This is a genomic window from Kitasatospora sp. NPDC002965, assembly GCF_040611255.1.
Taxonomy (GTDB): Bacteria; Actinomycetota; Actinomycetes; order Streptomycetales; family Streptomycetaceae; genus Kitasatospora.
Genome location: NZ_JBEXNT010000146.1, coordinates 5,633 through 23,105, shown reverse-complemented (window position 1 = coordinate 23,105; position 17,473 = coordinate 5,633). Strand labels below are relative to the sequence as shown.

The window sequence follows — 17,473 nt, the reverse complement described above, 5'->3', positions numbered from 1 at the left end:
CACCAGAGGATCTTCACCGCGAAACCCGCCCCGAACAGGAGCAGAGCCAGCAGCAGGACGATGAGAAGCGGAACCATGAGTCGACCTCCGTAGTCCGTGTCGAAGGACCGGCTGCCCCGCCGAACAGCTCATATTCCTGGGAATCTTTCCGCCCGACGAGGGCAGACGACCCCACGTCAACACCGAGCCACCACGTCGAGGAGATCACGATGAGCACCGGCGACAAGATCGAGAACACCGGCGAGAAGGCCAAGGGCGCGATCAAGGAAGGCGTCGGCAAGCTGACCGGCAACAAGCGCCTGGAGAACGAGGGCAGGACCGACCAGGCCAAGAGCGACGCCAAGCAGGCCGGCGAGCACCTCAAGGACGCCTTCAAGCACTGAACGTCCCACGAGACACCTCGTGGTGGCGGGCCCCGACCAGACCCAAGGTCGGGGCCCGCCACCACGTCCGCGGTCCGGACGGGGTTCCGGGCCGGGTCGCCGGGTACAGTCGCCTCGCCGTTCGGCCCCGCCGTTCGGCCCGCGCCGAACCGGGCGCGGCTACCCCCAACCGTTTCCTTCTCGTTCGGGCCAGAGGATGTCATGACCATTACACAGGAACCGCCCGAGCCGGATTCGAGGGCCATCGGAGCCCCGGGCCTGCCGTCCGCCGAGGAGCCTACGGCGCGGATACGCCGGCGCCTGGAGCGCCTGATCGGGATCGCGGCGACCGAGGGCAACGCACTGACGCCGTTGCGCAACGGGGACGAGATCTTCGCCGCCATGCTGGCCGGGATCCGCCGTGCCCGGCACACGGTGGACATGATGACGTTCGTGTACTGGAAGGGCGACATCGCCCGTGACTTCGCCCAGGCGCTCGCCGAGCGGGCCCGGGCCGGCGTGCGGGTGCGGCTGCTGCTGGACGGCTTCGGCAGCCGGTTGATCGAGGCGGATCAGCTCGGCGCGATGGAGCGGGCCGGCGTACAGGTGGCCTGGTTCCGCAAGCCGCTGTACCTCTCGCCGCTCAAGCAGAACCACCGCTGCCACCGCAAGGTCCTCGTCGTCGACGAGGAGAGCGCGTTCACCGGCGGGGTGGGAATCGCCGAGGAGTGGTGCGGCAACGCGCGCAACGAGCACGAGTGGCGCGACACGCACGTGGAGGTCCGCGGGCCTGCCGTGGACGGTCTCGCTGCGGCGTTCGCACAGAACTGGGCGGAGTGCCACGACGAGCTCTTCGACGAGCGCGACCGGTTCATCGACCACCGCCCGCAGGGCGACGCGATCGTGCAGGTCGTACGCGGCTCGGCCAGCTTCGGCTGGCAGGACATGCAGACCCTGATGCGGGTCATGCTGGAATCCGCCGAGGAACGCTTCCGGCTCTGCACCGCGTACTTCTCCCCCGACACCTACTTCATCGAGCTGCTCTGCGCCACTGCCCGCCGCGGAGTGGAGGTGGAGATCCTGCTGCCGGGACCGTTCACCGACAAGCGGGTCTGCCAGCTGGCCGGCCAGCACCACTACGAGGCCCTGACCGCCTGCGGCGTGAAGATCTACCAGTACCAGCCGACGATGATGCACGCCAAGGTCATCACCGTCGACCGCGTGGCCTCGCTGATCGGGTCGACCAACTTCAACCGCCGCTCCCTCGACCACGACGAGGAGGTCATGCTCGCCGTCCTCGACGCGCGGTTCACCGCGGTCCTCGACCAGCACTTCGAGGAGGACGTCGCGCTGAGCGAGCCGATCAGCGCCGGCCGGTGGAAGAGGCGGCCCGTCCTGCAGCGGGCCCGCGAACTGGCCGTCCAACCCATCCGCCGGTTCCTCTGACTCCCTCGCACGCCCGGCCCGGTCCCGTTCCAACCGCCCGTTCCAGCCGCCCGTTCCGCGGCGCTTCGGACGGCGCCGGTGTCCGCCGGACCTCGTCCGGGGTGCATCTCCGCTGCCGCGGGGCCGGGACGTCCGGGACGCCGTCGCGGCCGGCGACCGACCGGGTCGGCCTGTCCAACTACCCGAGGGGGCAGGCTAGTTCCCGGCGGACCGAGCTTCGCTACCCCCGGGCCACCCGGTTCGGGCCGGGCCAACTGCCGAGGGACGCGCGCAGCGAGCAGTGGTGACACTGCAGAACCGCGACCGACTCCCGGGAACGGATCACCGCGAGGGCCTTCGCGCACCATCCCGCCGACAGGGCGGACGCGGCGAGAGCGGCAGCCGCGGCGTCCGGGTTTCCCCGGAGAAGGAGTTCGACACCCATGGCCGCGAGGACCACCGCGGCCAGGAACCGGACAACGCCCCTGCCCCGGGCGACCGGCCTGCGGTTCTCCCGGAACACGCTGACGTCCGCCGCCTCCTCACAACGCGGGCAGGTCGTTCCGTGCATGCCGGCAGAGCCGGCTGGAGTGGCGCCGGCGCCCGTTGCTGTCATGCGAACACCCTAGGCCAGCCGGCTTCGTTCGAGCAGGTCTCGTAGTCGTGGAAGGTCACGTGCTCGCACTGCTCGCCGGTGGCCTGCTCGTACGCCTCCTCGTGGATGTAGAGGACGGCCTCGGCGTGCAGGTCGGTGAAGGGGGCGAAACGCTCGGGGTGGCCGAGGACGCTCTCGTAGGTGCGGCGGCCGGCGGCGACGACGGCGGCACGCGAGTAGAGGAAGCCGTCGTCGGACTGGGGGAAGGGGGAACCGCCCGGCTCGGTCATGCCGAGGACCGGAAGGGTGCCGAACTCCGCGCGGTCGAGGGTGAAGAGCGCCTCCGCGATGCGCTCGCCGAAGCCGAGGATCTGCTCGACCGGCTCCTCGGCAAGGACGGCGGCGAGGTCCTCGCAGGCGTCGTCCAGGTCGGCGCAGTTCACGCGGCCGTCCTCGGCCACCCCGAGCCGTTCGACGAGCTGCCAGAAGCGGTCCCAGGACATGGCGGGCCGGTACTGCTCGGAGACGGGGTTCACGGGGCGCGCTTCGCTCTCGGTCGGGCTGTCGGGCCGTCGGGGTGTTCCGGCACAGATCCTGCCACGTCGGTCCGACAGGCCGGGGCACGGTGACCGGAGCCCGGCCTCGACGCCCCGGCCTTCCTCGGCCGCACGACGTCCTCGAACTCGCCGGGACCGGCCGAGGAGACGAGCTCACCTACTACCGGACCGAGCACCAGAAACGCCCCGCCTCCGACGGAGGCCACCGCGCTTCACGTGTGCGCGATCACGAGGAGGACTCTCCGCCTTCCGCACCGACGGGTTCGCCCCCCGCCCCCCGTGAACCGTGGACGTCCGCGACCTCGCAGCCCGCGCGGCTGCGACGGTGCGGGACCGCTCCACCGACCCGCCACCCAGGTTGCGGATTCAAACCCACTACCGCTAGCGTTCCGCCCCGTGGACATAGTTGGAATATCAAACTCAGTAGGCGCACCGACCGACCGGGACCGGCCCCACCGCCGGGCCGCGTTCCTGGTGGTCGCCGCCGCGGTCTTCGTCTCGAACCTCGACCTGTTCATCGTCAACGTCGCCGTCCCGGCGATGCAGCAGCACTTCCACGGCAGCAGCCTGGCCACCCTGTCCTGGGTGCTGAACGGCTACGCCATCGTCTTCGCCGCGCTGCTGGTCCCCGCCGGACGGCTGGCGGACCGCATCGGCCACCGGACGGTGTTCCTCGCCGGACTGACCGTCTTCACCGTCGCCTCCGCGCTCTGCGCGCTCGCCCCGTCCGTCGGTTGGCTCGACGCCGCCCGGGTGGTCCAGGCGGCGGGCGCGGCCGCGCTGATGCCGACCTCACTGGCGCTGCTGCTCGATGCCACTCCCCCGGCCGAACGCCCCGGCGCCGTCCGGGCCTGGGCCTCGATCGGCGGGATCGCCGCCGGACTCGGACCGGTCCTCGGCGGACTGCTGGTCGAGACCGACTGGCGCTGGATATTCCTCGCCAACGTCCCGGTCGGCATCGCCGCCGTCGCCGTGGGGGCCCGCGTACTGCCCAGGCTGCGCGGCAAGGAGGACGGACCACTGCCTGACCTGTTCGGCGCCGGACTGCTCACCGCCGCCATCGCCACCCTCGCCGTGGCCCTGGTCAAGGGCGACGAATGGGGCTGGGGCTCACCCCGAGTCCTGGGCAGCCTGCTCGCAGCCGCCCTGCTGACCGGCTGGTTCCTGCGCCGCTCGGCGCACCACCACGCCCCCATCATCGAACTGCCCCTGCTGCGCGTGCCCAGCTTCGCCGCCGCCAACACCGCAGCGCTGCTGTTCACCCTCGCCTTCGCCGGCATGCTGCTCACCTCGGTCCTGTGGTGCCAGCAGGTCTGGGAGTACTCGGCGCTGCGCACCGGCCTCGCCATCGCCCCCGGACCGCTGCTGGTACCGCCGGTCGCCCTGGGCAGCGCCGCGCTGGTACGCAGGCTCGGCCCCGGACGGCTGGCCGCGCTCGGCACCCTGCTCTTCGCCGCAGGCATCGGCTGGTGGACCGCCACCATCGGAGTCCGGCACGGCTACACCACCGAACTGCTGCCCGGACTGCTGCTCACCGGCCTGGGCGTGGGGCTGACCCTGCCCACCCTCGTCGGCTCCGCCGCGGCGGCGCTGCCGCCCACCCGCTTCGCCACCGGCTCGGCGATCACCACGATGGCCCGGCAGATCGGCGCGGTGGTGGGCGTAGCGCTGACGGTCAGCCTGATCGGCACCCCCGACGGGCCACAGGCCGCGCTGGACGGCTTCCGACGCGGCTGGGCGGCCGTGATCGTGGCAGCACTGCTCGCCTGCACGGCCGCCCTGGTACTCGCCGCCGCCCAACGCCGGGCCGCGGAGAAGTAGCCCCGCCCCCGGGCGGTACAGCACTCCCCCGCCCGGGGTCGACCGGCTGTCCGAGCGGTGGCCGGGACGCCGGACGGCCGTCCGACGCGTCAGGCGTGGCGGTCCTCCTGCGCGCCAGGCCCGAAGGCCCGCGTGCGTGCGAGGGTGATCCGGCGCCGCGCGAGATCAACGTCGGTGATCATCACGGCGAGCTCGTCCCCGACCCGGACGGCGCCCTCGGGCCGGTCTGCGGGTGGCTGCGCGAGTTCGGCGTTGTGCACCAGCCCCTGGAAGCCGTCCGCCCGGTCCTCGATGCGGACGAAGAGGCCCTCCGGAGCGACCTTGGTGACCTCTCCGGTGACGGTCCGGCCCACCTGCCGCGCGATCTGCAGCATCGGATCCTCCTGCAGCCCCTTGAGGGACAGCGGTACCTGTTCGCGCGCCAGGTCGACGCCGAGGACCTCCGCCGTGATCTGCCCGCCGACCACGACGACGTCGGAGGGGTGACCGATCGGGCGCCAGGACAGTTCGGGAATGTTGATCATCGCAGTGAAGCCGCCGATGTCGACGAACGTGACGCCGAAACTCGCGATCTCGATGACGGTGCCGGTCACGACCTGACCGCGGCCGAGGGTCTTCAGGAAGGCCCACTGCCGATCGCCCGGGGTCGGCTCCGTACGCCACCGGGCCCGCAGGACGCCGTCCTCGTCGGGCAGCACGGCCGTGAGCAGCGGGCTGCGCCGCTCGACGTCCGTCGGCAGGACGGCGGCGGCACGTGCGCCGAGGACCCTGGCGGCCAGTGCCGTGAACTCGGTCTCGTCGGCGACCATGCCGGTGATCCGGCCGTCGTGGTCCTCCCACACGCATTCGACCAGGCCCTCGTCCGGGAGGGCGGCCACCACCGCGGCGACATCGGTGGAGAGGTCCGGCCAGACGGCGAGACGGGCCCGCGGGGTCAGCCGGGCGCGCACCGCATCGAGCGTACCGTCACCGATCCGGTGCCAGCGGGAGGCGTTGTCGACGTGTATCTCCTCCAGGAGCGCCGCCTCACGCGTCGCCACGCGCCGGCGCACCCACGTCCAGAAGTCGTCGTCGGCGGGGCGCTGCTCACCCGGCTCCTCGAACACCGCCTCGTACGGGGAGGCGTCCAGCGGTTCGGGGAAGAGCCCCAGCTCGCGGGTACGAGCCAGTGCCGCTTCGCAGGGCACGTTGCTGCCCACGTACACGTACTGGTCCCAGCCGACGTGCACGGCGAAGGTGCCCTCGACCTCCAGGCGGCACCAGGCGCCGCTGTCGCGCAGCATCGCCCGCACCAGCTCCAGACCGAACGGCACCGTCACCTGCGCCCCGTCGTGGAAGCCGGTCAGGTCGGACGGGAAGAGTCCGGCGAGACCGCCGTCCTCGACCGCCGACTCCGCGCCGAAGTGCACGAACCCGAGCGGGGCCTGGGGCTCACGGACCGCCAGGTGCCGCACACCGCTGTCCTCGGCGAAGGCGGCAACCGCCTGGAGGTAGGCGGCCTCCACGAGCCCGTGGTCGCTGACCGCTTCCTGTGTCCCCGTGTAGTAGCCCCGCTCGTCGCGGTCCGAGGGGTCGTACTTGGTGATCCGATACACGTACGGGAGCACGTCACTGCCCCACGGCGGTCGGGCACGCGACCGCGGCGCGGCCACTGTCCAAGGCGTCCGCGCCCGCGTCGGGGTGGGAGAGGAACTGCCGGCGTCGACGGTAGGAGCTCATCGGGCCATCCTGCCGGACCCGACGGGTCGGGCGCTCCAGCCGGTCCGACGCCCTCGGGGGAACCGCCACGCCCGCTCGGCGCCGATCATCCCCGGCAGACACCGGCAGACTCCGGCAGACTCCGGCAGCCGCGGCAGACCCCGTCCGGACGACCGTGATCACGATCCGCAGCCGCCGTTCGGTGCACCGCACTTGAGGGCCCTCCCGGTCACCACGGGCCGACACCACGGGCCGAGGACGTCGCCGTCGGGGCTGCGGCGCCGAGGTCACGCCGAGTGAACCGTGTCACGCCGGGTGGATGAGGCGGCTCTCGTAGGCGAAGACCACGGCCTGTATCCGGTCGCGGAGTTCGAGCTTGTGCAGGATGCGCCCCAGATGGGACTTCACGGTCGCCTCCGCGAGGTAGAGGGTGGCCGCGATCTCGGTGTTGGACAGGCCGCGGCCCACCTGGACGAGCACCTCGCGTTCACGGGCGCTCAGCCGGCCGAGCCGCTCGTCGCACTCGGTGCTGCCGCCGTCGGGCAGGTGTGGGCGGAGGCTCTCCAGCAGGCGTCGGGTGATCCGCGGGGAGACCACCGCGTCGCCTGCGGCGATGCTGCGTATCGCGGTGAGGAACTCCTCGGGCCTGGTGTTCTTCAGCAGGAAGCCCGAGGCTCCCGCGTTGAGTCCGGCGAAGGCGTACTCGTCCAGGTCGAAGGTGGTGAGGATCAGCACCCTGGTCTGCGGGGAGACCTCGATGACCTGCCGGGTCGCCTCGATCCCGTCGGTCCCGGGCATCCGGACGTCCATGAGGACGACGTCGGGGCGCAGTTCCCGGGCGAGGCGGACGGCCTGGAGGCCGTCCGCGGCTTCGCCGACCGGTGCCATGTCGGGCTGGGCCTCCAGGACCGTGCCGAAGGCCATCCGGAGCAGCGCCTCGTCGTCGGCGATCAGGATGCGGATCGTCATGCGGACGCCGCTCCGCTGCTGTCGAGGAGGAGACGGGTGTGGACTCCCCAGCCGCCGCCCGGGAGCGGTCCGGCCCGCAGCCTCCCCCCGTAGGCGGTCGCACGCTCGCGCATGCCGGGGATGCCGTGGCCGGAGGGTGTCGCGGCGCCGGGCGGCCGGCCGGGACCGCTGTCGGTGACGTCCACGGTGACGGTCTCGGCCGAGCACTGTATCCGGACCGTCGCGTGGGTGCCGGTGGGGGTGTGCTTGAGGGCGTTGGTCAAGGCTTCCTGTACCAGGCGGTAGACGGTGAGTTGGGCGGTGGCGGGGATGTGGGCGTGGCCGCCCCGGACTTCGAGGCGGGTCGGCAGCCCGGCTGTGCACATCTGGTCCGCGAGGGTCTCCAGTTGGGCGATGCCCGGCAGCGGGTGGCGCTCGGCGTCCGGTTCGTCGGTCCGCAGGAGGCCCAGCGAGCGCCGCATGTCGGTCAGGGCCTGGCGGCCCGTCTCGGAGACCTGGAGCATCGCGGTGGTGGTCTTGTCGGGTGCCCGGTGCTGCGCGTAGACGGCGGCGTCGGTGAGCGCGACCATGACGGACAGGTTGTGGGTGACGATGTCGTGCATCTCCCGGGTGATGCGGGTCCGTTCCTCGGCCACGGCCAGCCGGGCCTGCTGTTCCTGTTCCCGCTCCAGGCGTGCGGCCCGCTCCTCCAGAGCCGCGAGGAAGGCGCGCGAGGTCCGCACGTTCACCCCGAGGACGGCGGCGGCGACGGCCATCGCGGTGAGCGCGACGAAGGGGGTGAGGAACGCGCCTTCCGAGGCCCAGCGCAGGCAGGCCAGAAGGGCGCCTGCCTCCACGACGGCGGCGGCGACGAGCGTGCCGCGCCGGCCCGTGTGCGCGGCCGCCGTGTAGAGGGCCACCAGCAGGGCGATGTCGGCGGGCAGTTGGACGTCCACCAGCAGTTGGACGAAGGCTGCCGCCGTCACGGCGCCGAACACGGTGAGCGGGGCCCGGCGTCGCCACACCAGGGGCAGCGCGAGGGCGGCGGTGAGGGCCAGGTCGGTCGGCAGTTCCTGCGGCGCACGGGTGGTGACGACGTTGAGGAGGAGGAGCGTCGGCAGCAGCGAGTCCCATGCCGTGGGCGGCAGCCGGGAGCCCCAGCGCCTGGCTGCCGTCACCGGTCGCTCCGCTCGTGCGGAGGTCGGGCCGGTGTCCCCGGGGGGCCGGGAGCCTGCCCGCGCCCGTCGCACCGGCACCCGGTCCCGCACCCGTACACGGTCCCGCACCTGGTCCCGGTCACGGGTGTGGTCCCGGTCACGGTGGCGTACCCGGTGGGCCTTGCCGGGTTCCGCAGCCACCTCGGTCATCACACGTCCCTGTCGATTCGGCATCAAGGGCGGCCCCGGCCGGGGCCGCCGGCGCGCACCACCGGATCGGGGCGGGTCACGGGGAACGTGCGCCTCGCGCTGCCCGGCACGTACCGCAGCCCTGCCACCGTAGGCCGCCGGCCCCACGGAGCACATGAGTCCACCGTCGGAGGGAGTCGTGGCGACGTACGACCCCAGGAGGAGTCCCGTCACCTCCCGGGGTCGCAAAGCGGCCACCCGTCCGGCGTGCTCGACTGCTGCTCAGGTGGCACGCGGACCCGCCGCGGATTGCGACCCCGGTCGCACACGGCGGCGACCCGGGAGCGATGTGGCGACGCATGCCCGGCGCCGAGTATGGCCGGGTGAACGAGATCATCCCGGGGCTGAACATGTCCCTTCCGGAAGTCCTTGCCGTACTGGGTGCCGTCGTCCTGGTGGTGGCGCGCTGGATACCCCCCGCCGCCCGCCCACGCGTCACGATCGCGGCGGGCGCGCTCCTCCTGCTGTCCGCGACGGTCGTGAGTGCGGCGGGGATCCGCTGGCAGGTAGTGCCGGTCCTGGCGGGCGCCGCCCTCGCGCTGCCCTTCGCCGTCTCTCCCCTGCTGCGACGCCGAACCGCCAGGCCGGCGTGGCGGGCCCGCTGGTGGCTGGCGTTGCCGGGATCGGCGGTCTGCATCGGTCTGATCTCCTGCGGCCCGGTGGCCGCCTGGGCCTTCCCCGTACCCGTGTTCCCCGAACCGTCCGGCGACTTCGCGGTCGGCACCCGCGTGGTGCAGTGGACCGACCCGCGCCGCCCCGAGACCTTCACCGCCGATCCGGACGACCTGCGCACCGTCGTGGTCCAGCTCTGGTACCCCGCCCGGAAGAGCCCCGCAGGGACGCAGCGCGCCCAGTACCTCGGACGCACGGAGCAGGAGGCGCGCACCGTCTCCGACGCCCTCGCCCACGGGGTCGGCCTACCGGGCTTCCTGATCGACGGCGTTCCGCGTGCCCGCACCCATGCGGTCGTCGACGCCCCGGTCGAGGGGACGGGGGGACGGTTCCCCGTCGTGCTGTTCTCTCCCGGGTCGGGCGGCGTACGCACCCAGAACACCGCCTGGGCGGAGGAACTGGCCAGCCACGGCTATGTGGTCGCCGCCCTCGACCACCCGTACGACTCCTCCGCCGTCGTCCTCGCCGACGGCCGGACGATCACCACCGAGATCTCCTCCAGCGGCGACCGGGACAAGGACGAGGAGCTGGCCGCCGGCTGGACGGCGGTCCGGGCCGCCGACCTCGGCTTCGTCCTCACCCGGTTGGAGGGTCTGGACCGGGGTGAGACCACCGACCCGCTGAACGGACGTCTGGACACCGGCCGGGCCGCGGTGACCGGCCACTCCATGGGTGGCGCCGCCGCGCTGCAGGCGGCCCGGAACGATCGCCGGTTCGACGCCGTCGTCGATCTCGACGGCTACCCCCACGGCCCCACCTCCCCCTCGCTCACCCAGCCGGCGCTCGCACTCACCCAGGCCGTCACCCCCGGAACCGACTCGCGCTACCTCCCCCGCCTCACCGAGGCCCTCGGGTCCGCCACCGCGACGAGCTACCGGCTCACCGTCCCCGGCGCCGCGCACCTCACGTTCATGGACGGCCCCCTGTACCTGCCGCCCGTGCCCGCGATCGTCGGCTCCCTGGGCCGCACCGAGAGCCCGCGCATCGTCGCCGCAGCCACCCTCGCCTTCCTCGACACCGTCCTGAAGGAGAAGCCCGGCGACCTGGCGGGCGTCCTGCCGGCCTACGGCGACCTCACCGTCCACCGCCCCGTCCAGCGGCCCTGATCAGCCGTCGCGGGACACGTACGGCCTCCGGGCGAGAACGGAACGGGCCCACGGCACCACGCCGGGCCCGTTCCCGTTCGTTCCCCCGTTCCCGCCAGACCCTTGGTCACCCTCGGGAATCACGACGAGCGCGCCGGGCAGAGCGACACCACCCGGGTCGGGGGACACAAGGACCCCTGGTGGCACCGCGCACCGGCCCGGCTCCTGGGAACGGAGCCGGGCCGGCGGTTCGGGGCGGGCCGGCCCGGGGCGCGGCGGTTCGGAGCGGGGCGGCCCGGGGCGCTTGGGGTCAGGGCGGTCCGGGGGTCAGGACACGAGCTTGATGACCGCCTCGGCCGCGGCCTTGCCCGCCGCGGACACGATCGCCTTCACGAGGTCGCCGAGGGCTCCCGTGACGCCGGCCGCGAGGGTGTCCGTCGCATCCAGGTCGGCCTTGAAGGTGCCGTGGAGGATGCCGTCCCACTTCTCGGTGATCTGCGGGTTGTTGCCCACGAACGTGAAGTCGTCGTTGCGGTCCGGCGTGCCGAAGGGGAGGCCTGCGACGGTTCCCTCGGTGTGGCCGGAGTGCTGGAAGGTGAACACGGTCCCGTCCGGCGTCATCACGGCGGCGCTGATCGTGTAGTCGATGTTGTCGAAGCCGCTGTCGTGCGCGTGCGTGCTGAACGAGAAGAAGCCGTCCTGGCGCATCACGACGTGCGCCGAACCTCCGATCGCGATGTCGGTGGTGACGTCCTGGTCGAAGTTCCTGCTCGACGTGTCGTACCAGAAGTGGTCCCGGACGGAGGCGTCGCCACCGACGAACCAGAGCTCCATGCTCCCGGGGATCCGGGAGACGGCCGCGATGCCGCTGGTGACGGAGGCACTGCCGGGCGGGGCCAGCTCGAACCCCTGCCAGGCACTTCCCTCGTACCAGAACCGGTCCTGCACCGAGCCGTTGGGCCCGACGAACCAGACCTCCATACTGCCGGGAATCCGCGAGACCACAGCGACACCGGTGTGGGTGGAGGCACTACCGGCGGGAGCCAGCTCGAACCCCTGCCACGTGCCGCCCTCGTACCAGAACCGGTCCTGCACCGAACCGTTCCCGCCGACGAAGAAGACCTCCATACTGCCGGGAATCCGCGAGACCGCAGCGACGCCGCCGGTGCTGGCCGCACTGCCCGGAGGGGAGAGCTCGAACCCCTGCCACGTGCCGCCCTCGTACCAGAACCGGTCCTGCACCGAACCGTTCCCGCCGACGAAGAAGACCTCCATGCTCCCGGGGATGCGCGAGACCGCAGCGATCCCCCCGATGGTCGACGCGGTTCCGGGGGCCGAGAGTTCGAACCCCTGCCAGGCACTTCCCTCGTACCAGTACCGGTCCTGCACGGAGCCGTTGGCCCCGACGAAGAAGACCTCCATACTGCCGGGGATGCGCGAGACGGCCGCGATGCCGCCGGTGACGGAGGCACTTCCGGGCGGGGCCAACTCGAACCCCTGCCACGTGCCGCCCTCGTACCAGAACCGGTCCTGCACCGAACCGTTCCCGCCGACGAAGAAGACCTCCATGCTCCCGGGGATGCGCGAGACGGCCGCGATGCCGCCGTTGGCGGAGGCGCTGCCGGGCGGCGCGAGCTGGTAGCGCCGCCACGGCGACCCGTCGTACCAGTACGCCCCCTGGACCGAGCCGTCCGAGGCGACCCACCAAACCTCCATGCTTCCGTCGATCCGGGAGACCGCGGCGACCCGGCTCGACAGCGACGAACCGCCGGCCGACGCAAGCACGAACTGGTTCCAACTCATCTGGGACCTCCGGTGGTTCTGTGTCGAACACACGAGCCGGGAAGGGACCCGGCCCGATGGGCGGGGAGCGCCGGGCCGGAGCCCCGGACCGATCGCTCAACGCGTGCTCCTACGTTAGGAATTCACCGCGGTACCCACATGAGGCCGTGGTCCCGCGTATGTCCCGGGACCGGTGCACCAGTCGCGCACGCTCCGCCCTGGGACCGGCCCTCCGAACGGGACGTCACCCGCACGCCCCGCTCACGGAATCGGGGAACTCCGCCCATGGCGGAGCACCCGGTGAGAGACCCCGTGCGGCCGGAACGGCGGGGCGCGGCGGCAGAAGTCGGACAAGCGGGAACGGCCGGCAGACGGGCGGCCCCCGCTGCCTCCCGTGCTTCGGCAGCTCGCCGACCCGGCCACCGGTACCGGGCGGTGTTCGGTGAAACGCCCACGACCTGGTGCTTCCCGGCTCCACACGCGTGGCGGCTGATTGGATCGGCGCTACCTGCATCCACCCGCTTCGCCCAGGAGACGACATGCGCACCCACCTCACCCGCGGCACGGTCACGCTCACGTTCCTCGCCGCGGTTGCACTCCCTGCCGTCGGCTCGGCGAGCGCCGCGCCGGAGCCCGCCTACACCTGCCAAGCGGTCCTGGTCGACGACATCAACCGCGTGGCCGGTTCGGGCTGCACGGGCGGTCCGAGCGGCTACGAAGGCGCGGGAAGTATCGAGGACAAGGAATCCGGCACCGTCTGGCAGTGCGCGCTCCTCGGCTCGGCCGACGACCCGGACCTACCGGGGAAGCTGACCGTCGTCGGAGTCCTCGGCTGCGAGCGACGGGGCGGTGACCCCGTGGTCGAGTGACGTCCCACGCTTCGGCACCCGGTGCCACCGAGGGGCCGGTCAGCCCGACTCACCGCGCGCCGTCCCGGGCCCGGGTGTCCCCGGGCCAGGGCCCCGGCACCGACCGCACGGCAGGGCTAGAGACCGCCCCGGACAGCCAGGAAGTGCAGCACGGTGAAGACCAGATAGGCCGTCAGGGAGATCCGGTTGACGAGCAGGTCCGGGTGGCCGAGCGGGCCGGGGCGGGATTCCCGGGGGCGGAGTTCCGGGTGACGGGTGGCATGGCCGACACCGGCGGCAAGGGCGGCGGCGTCGAACCCCTGGACGCCGAACCAGGAGGCGACCCGGCCGCCGAACTCCAGGGCACCGGCGTCGCGGACAGTGACGGACAGCCGGCCGCCCTCGGCCGTGGCCGCGGTGATCTCCTCCCAGCCCGCCCGGCGACGGGCGAGGCCGGCGGACACCGTCACGCCGTCACGGTCGACGGCGGCCTGCCAGCCGAGCCGGGAGACGACACCGACCAGTGCGATGCCACCGATGAGCAGGGGCTGCAGCAGCCCGCTCCACCAGCCGGACTCGGCGCGCAGCACGCCCAGGACGGCCAGCAGTACCGCGGCAGCCGGTCCGCACAACAGGCGCAGCGGACGCGGCATCTCCCACACCCCGGCGGCCATCGGCACGGTCGGGGTTTCGGCAGGGGCCCCCGGGTCGGCGGGGGCGGCGGGGTCCCCGGCAGCGGCGGGGCCGGCCGGCCGGACTTCGGGGGCGCAGACGACGGCCGTCCACGCGCCGGTCGTGCCCGGGTTCCCGGTTCCCGGGTCGTCCTCCGGGGGCAGGACCAGCAACTGGGCGTAGGGGCCGTCCGGGCCCTGGTAGAGCAGAGCGGGCAGGGGCGGGCCGGCGACCGGGCCGTACGCCTCCTCGCCATCGGTCTCGCCCTCGTCGTCGTCCTCGTCGTCGTCGTCGTCCTCGTCGGCTATGCCCTCCCCGCCCCAACGGCCGTCCGCCCAGGTGTGCTGCTCGCGCAGCGTCAGCTCCCAGCGCGGGCCGCCGAAGAACGGCCCGGCCTTCGGGCCGCCGTCGAACTGGAACAGGACGCGCACAGCGGGCGCGCCGGGGCGTTCGGTCAGTGAGTGCCGGACCCGGACCGCCTTGGCGGCGGAGGCCAGCAGGATCACGCCGGTCCCGCCGACCCCGGTTGCCGTCACGAGCAGGCTCGGGTCGAACAGCGGAGCCGTCACCGCCGGGCCGAGCAGCACCAGGCCGACCACCCGGCGCCCGACCGGCCGGACGGGGTGCTCGGCGAACGGGGAGGGCTGGCCCGCGGCCGTCCAGGGGTACGGCACCTCGGGGCCCATGAGGTCGGTGAGCTGCTGCCGGGCCCGCTGACGGCCGAGGGCGGCGGTGATCAGCAGGGCCGCCAGGGCCGTCTGTGCGAGCGTCAGCGCCCACCGGGTCAACTCGTCGGGGACGCCCGGGACGTACCAGCCCACCGGAATCAGGGCGAGCGCCGTCAGCGGCAGCCCCCTGGGGCGGGCCAGCAGCGCCAACGCCTGGGCCACCAGGGCCGCGAGCACCACGTCCGCCGACTCGTACCAGCGCGGGGCACCGGCCACGTCGAGGCCGTCGGCCCGGGCGGCGACCAGCACGAACAGGGCCACCGGCAGCAGGACCAGCCAGCGGCTGTCCCAGCGGTGGGCCGCACGGGCGGCGTGCCAGCGCTCCGCGGCCTCGGCGGTGAGCGGCGCGGCCGTAGGCAGTGGGGGTGCGGGCTGGAACATGTGTCCGATGCTGTCACCCGACCCGGCCGGCCATGAACCCGGGGCACCCGGGCGAGCCGGCCTCGAACCCCGGGCGGTCGCGCGCGGTGCGATCAGCTGTCCGATCACGCGTACGTGGCCTCGCGGTTGCACCTCGTGAACGCCACTGCCTAGGCTCACCGGGCACCGCACCACCCGCACCCACGGAACGAGGAACCCGCCATGACCACCGCCGCCGACGCCCTGCTGGACCGCAAGATCGACGTCTGCTTCGGGCAGGCCGACCTCGACAGGGACGGGGTGATCGACGCGACGGACATCCTGGGGCTCGCGTCGCGGGTGATCGACGCCTCGGGGGCGGCGTTCGACGCACCGGAGGCGACGGCGATGCTGGCCGCGGCCCAGGGCTGGTGGCGCGCCCTGGTTGCGGACCTCGACACCAACAGGGACCGGAAGATCCAGCGGCACGAGTACCGGGCCGGGATGCGGTTGCTGGCCCAGGCACCGGGCGCGTTCGACGACGTACTGGCTCCGGCGGCGCACGCGGTGTTCCGGCTGATGGACCGGGACCGGGACGGGCGGATCTCGGCAGCGGAGTTCTGGGACTTCCAGCGCGCCTTCGGCTCCACCGAGCCGGCCGCACGGTTCGCGTTCGAGAAGCTGGACACCGACCGGGACGGAGTGCTGTCGGAAGCCGAGGTGCTGTCGGCCTTCCGCGGCTTCTACACCTCCACCGACCCGCACCACGTCGGCAACTTCCTCTTCGGCGACGCGCTGAACTAGACCCGGCCGGCCCCGGCGGGAGGCTGCCTGCGGCACCCTGCGACGTCCGGAGGGACGGGGGGCACCCCTCACCCCATCCTCAGCGGAACGCGGCGACGTGGCGGTCGGCCCAGTCGGCGAAGGTACGCGCGGGACGGCCGAGCACCTGCCGGACGGCCGGGCTGATGCGCAGTTCGGCCCCGTTCGGGGCGCCGAGGATGTCGAGGGTGTCGTCGGCGAGTTCCACCGGCATGCTTCGGGCCATCGCGGTCCTGGCCTCGTCGCGGGTGAGCTCGTGGAACCGCAGGGGCGAGCCCAGTGCGGCGGAGATGGCCTGTGCCTGCCCGCGCGGGCTGATCACCTCCGGGCCGGTCAGCTCGTACACGCCGCCGAGGTGCCGGTCCTCCAGCAGGCAGGCCGCCGCGACGTCGGCGATGTCCGTCGGGTCGACGACCGGCGCGCCGATGTCGCCGAACGGGGCCACGACGGTCCGCCGCGTCCGGATGGACTCGGCCCACCACAGCACGTTGGAGGCGAAGCCGCCCGGCCGCAGGATCGCCCACTCCGGGGCGGACTCCCGGACGAGCTCCTCCAGTGCCCGCATCGCGATCCGGGTCGGGCCGAACGGCCTGGTGGACACGCCCTGCGTGGAGAGCAGCACGATGCGCCGGACCCCGGCCGCCACTGCTCGGCCGACGACGTCGGCCGGGGCTGTCCCGGGGCCGTGCAGGTCGCCCGACAGCAGCAGGAACAACGCCTTCGCCCCGGCGAGCGCGGGCTCCAGAGCGGCCGGCTCGGCCAGATCGGCTACGACGTGCCGGACGCCGTCCGGCGCGGGCGCCGCGTGCCGCGAAACCGCCGTCACCTGTTCTCCCGCCCCGGCCAGTGCCCGCGTCAGCGGCCGGCCGATGTTTCCGGTGGCCCCGGTCACCACGATCATGATCAGCTCCTCGCTCGATGTCCTGCGCTCGATGTCCTGCGCTCGTGTGCACGTGCTGCTGTGCGGTGCTGACGCTAGGACAGCGGGCTTACCACTGGTAAGGACATACCTGAAGGTAAGCTCCGTACATGACGGAAGGCTTGCAGCCAGGGCGCAGTGACACCGGCAAGCGATATGAGGTGTTTCACACCGACTGCGCGGCACGCGACACGGTCGACCACGTGACCAGCCGATGGGGGGTCTGGGTGCTGATCTCCCTTCAGGGCAACGACCTGCGGTTCTACGAGCTGCGCGACAGCATCCGGGGCATCAGCGAGAAGATGCTCGCGCAGACCCTGCGCGCGCTGGTCCAGGACGGCCTGGTGTGGCGGACGGTCGAGCCGACCACGCCGCCTCAGGTCACCTACGGGCTGACCGAGTTCGGCCGGGACGTCGGCGAGCCACTGCTGGAACTGTTCGACCGGATCACCCGGTGGCTGCCGCCGGGCAGCGCCGACCGGACGCCCGCCGATGGATCACGACCCCGGTCGTAGACACGTCGGGTAAGCCGGTGAGGAAGCGATCGCCCCGCTCGCCCCGCCAGATGTGGTCGCGGGTCTCCCCCACCGCGGGGCCCACAGGATCTGCGTGCGCCAACCTCTCCGCCCGCCGCCGGTACGCGCGGATCGTGGCGCCAGCCGGTCGCGTTCAAGGACGGCGCTCCGGATCCGGGGCGCCGATACGGCCGGTCGCGTCGGGGCACGACGCGGCCCCCGGGCCCGCGGGGGGCCGGGGCGGGGGGGCGGGGGGGGGGGCGGCGGGGGTGCGCGCCG

14 protein-coding genes and 1 pseudogene are annotated in these 17,473 nt (G+C 73.0%); 7 read left to right on the top strand and 8 right to left on the bottom strand.

Annotated elements, in window-relative coordinates:
- Positions 1-77, bottom strand: a pseudogene (locus tag ABZY91_RS35810) (hydrophobic protein); the annotation flags it as partial.
- A 132-nt stretch (positions 78-209) separates the two neighbouring features.
- Between ABZY91_RS35810 and ABZY91_RS35805 the strand changes: the two are divergent.
- Both ABZY91_RS35805 and ABZY91_RS35800 read left to right on the top strand, forming a co-directional pair.
- Complete coding sequence (locus ABZY91_RS35805) at positions 210-383, top strand: CsbD family protein (RefSeq protein WP_329949018.1); 174 nt, start codon at positions 210-212, stop codon at positions 381-383.
- Positions 384-584: 201 nt separating this feature from the next.
- Complete coding sequence (locus tag ABZY91_RS35800) at positions 585-1,808, top strand: phospholipase D-like domain-containing protein (protein ID WP_355407631.1); 1,224 nt, start codon at positions 585-587, stop codon at positions 1,806-1,808.
- A gap of 591 nt (positions 1,809-2,399) precedes the next feature.
- Here the strand turns inward: ABZY91_RS35800 and ABZY91_RS35795 are convergent.
- A complete protein-coding gene (locus ABZY91_RS35795; protein ID WP_355407629.1) occupies positions 2,400-2,918 on the bottom strand; it encodes a DUF4240 domain-containing protein in 519 nt (172 codons plus the stop codon).
- A gap of 495 nt (positions 2,919-3,413) precedes the next feature.
- Here ABZY91_RS35795 and ABZY91_RS35790 point away from each other — a divergent pair, with 495 nt between their 5' ends.
- The gene (locus tag ABZY91_RS35790; RefSeq protein ID WP_355407627.1) at positions 3,414-4,760 is read left to right on the top strand and encodes an MFS transporter; all 1,347 of its coding nucleotides are present in this window, start codon (positions 3,414-3,416) and stop codon (positions 4,758-4,760) included.
- 89 nt (positions 4,761-4,849) lie between these two features.
- On the opposite strand, the gene ABZY91_RS35785 is transcribed toward ABZY91_RS35790, so the two are convergent.
- The 3 genes from ABZY91_RS35785 to ABZY91_RS35775 all read right to left on the bottom strand — a co-directional run bounded on the left by ABZY91_RS35785 (position 4,850) and on the right by ABZY91_RS35775 (position 8,584).
- Entirely contained in the window at positions 4,850-6,367 is a 1,518-nt protein-coding gene (locus ABZY91_RS35785; protein ID WP_355407625.1) for a S1 RNA-binding domain-containing protein, read from the bottom strand.
- 397 nt (positions 6,368-6,764) lie between these two features.
- Positions 6,765-7,427 carry a response regulator transcription factor gene (locus ABZY91_RS35780; RefSeq protein WP_355407623.1) on the bottom strand — a complete coding sequence of 221 codons (663 nt, stop codon included), beginning with the start codon at positions 7,425-7,427 and terminating at the stop codon, positions 6,765-6,767.
- Entirely contained in the window at positions 7,424-8,584 is a 1,161-nt protein-coding gene (locus ABZY91_RS35775; protein WP_355407621.1) for a histidine kinase, read from the bottom strand. The genes ABZY91_RS35780 and ABZY91_RS35775 overlap by 4 nt, the downstream gene beginning before the upstream one ends.
- A 515-nt stretch (positions 8,585-9,099) precedes the next feature.
- Here ABZY91_RS35775 and ABZY91_RS35770 point away from each other — a divergent pair.
- Entirely contained in the window at positions 9,100-10,590 is a 1,491-nt protein-coding gene (locus ABZY91_RS35770; protein ID WP_355407619.1) for a hypothetical protein, read from the top strand.
- A gap of 306 nt (positions 10,591-10,896) precedes the next feature.
- Here the strand turns inward: ABZY91_RS35770 and ABZY91_RS35765 are convergent, their stop codons facing one another.
- The gene (locus ABZY91_RS35765; protein WP_355407617.1) at positions 10,897-12,372 is read right to left on the bottom strand and encodes a hypothetical protein; all 1,476 of its coding nucleotides are present in this window, start codon (positions 12,370-12,372) and stop codon (positions 10,897-10,899) included.
- Between the two features lie 518 nt (positions 12,373-12,890).
- Between ABZY91_RS35765 and ABZY91_RS35760 the strand changes: the two genes are divergently transcribed.
- Complete coding sequence (locus ABZY91_RS35760; RefSeq protein ID WP_355407615.1) at positions 12,891-13,220, top strand: hypothetical protein; 330 nt, start codon at positions 12,891-12,893, stop codon at positions 13,218-13,220.
- A gap of 116 nt (positions 13,221-13,336) precedes the next feature.
- Here ABZY91_RS35760 and ABZY91_RS35755 read toward each other — a convergent pair whose 3' ends face one another.
- Entirely contained in the window at positions 13,337-14,980 is a 1,644-nt protein-coding gene (locus ABZY91_RS35755; protein ID WP_355407613.1) for a hypothetical protein, read from the bottom strand.
- A 201-nt stretch (positions 14,981-15,181) separates the two neighbouring features.
- Between ABZY91_RS35755 and ABZY91_RS35750 the strand changes: the two genes are divergently transcribed.
- A complete protein-coding gene (locus ABZY91_RS35750) occupies positions 15,182-15,742 on the top strand; it encodes an EF-hand domain-containing protein (protein WP_329875113.1) in 561 nt (186 codons plus the stop codon).
- A gap of 79 nt (positions 15,743-15,821) precedes the next feature.
- Here ABZY91_RS35750 and ABZY91_RS35745 read toward each other — a convergent pair whose 3' ends face one another.
- Positions 15,822-16,661 (bottom strand): NAD(P)H-binding protein, encoded by an 840-nt coding sequence (locus tag ABZY91_RS35745; RefSeq protein WP_355407610.1) that lies wholly within the window; start codon positions 16,659-16,661, stop codon positions 15,822-15,824.
- Positions 16,662-16,789: 128 nt separating this feature from the next.
- Here ABZY91_RS35745 and ABZY91_RS35740 point away from each other — a divergent pair, with 128 nt between their 5' ends.
- Complete coding sequence (locus ABZY91_RS35740) at positions 16,790-17,194, top strand: helix-turn-helix domain-containing protein (protein ID WP_355407608.1); 405 nt, start codon at positions 16,790-16,792, stop codon at positions 17,192-17,194.
- The last annotated feature ends 279 nt before the right edge of the window (positions 17,195-17,473 follow it).

What these genes read in the sequence shown, in the direction of transcription:
- ABZY91_RS35805 (WP_329949018.1), top strand. Translation starts at nt 210, where the DNA reads ATGAGCACCGGCGACAAGATCGAGAACACCGGCGAGAAGGCCAAGGGC.
- ABZY91_RS35765 (WP_355407617.1), bottom strand. Translation starts at nt 12,372, where the DNA reads ATGAGTTGGAACCAGTTCGTGCTTGCGTCGGCCGGCGGTTCGTCGCTG.
- ABZY91_RS35800 (WP_355407631.1), top strand. Translation starts at nt 585, where the DNA reads ATGACCATTACACAGGAACCGCCCGAGCCGGATTCGAGGGCCATCGGA.
- ABZY91_RS35740 (WP_355407608.1), top strand. Translation starts at nt 16,790, where the DNA reads ATGACGGAAGGCTTGCAGCCAGGGCGCAGTGACACCGGCAAGCGATAT.
- ABZY91_RS35780 (WP_355407623.1), bottom strand. Translation starts at nt 7,427, where the DNA reads ATGACGATCCGCATCCTGATCGCCGACGACGAGGCGCTGCTCCGGATG.
- ABZY91_RS35750 (WP_329875113.1), top strand. Translation starts at nt 15,182, where the DNA reads ATGACCACCGCCGCCGACGCCCTGCTGGACCGCAAGATCGACGTCTGC.
- ABZY91_RS35745 (WP_355407610.1), bottom strand. Translation starts at nt 16,661, where the DNA reads ATGATCGTGGTGACCGGGGCCACCGGAAACATCGGCCGGCCGCTGACG.
- ABZY91_RS35755 (WP_355407613.1), bottom strand. Translation starts at nt 14,980, where the DNA reads ATGTTCCAGCCCGCACCCCCACTGCCTACGGCCGCGCCGCTCACCGCC.
- ABZY91_RS35770 (WP_355407619.1), top strand. Translation starts at nt 9,100, where the DNA reads ATGTGGCGACGCATGCCCGGCGCCGAGTATGGCCGGGTGAACGAGATC.
- ABZY91_RS35760 (WP_355407615.1), top strand. Translation starts at nt 12,891, where the DNA reads ATGCGCACCCACCTCACCCGCGGCACGGTCACGCTCACGTTCCTCGCC.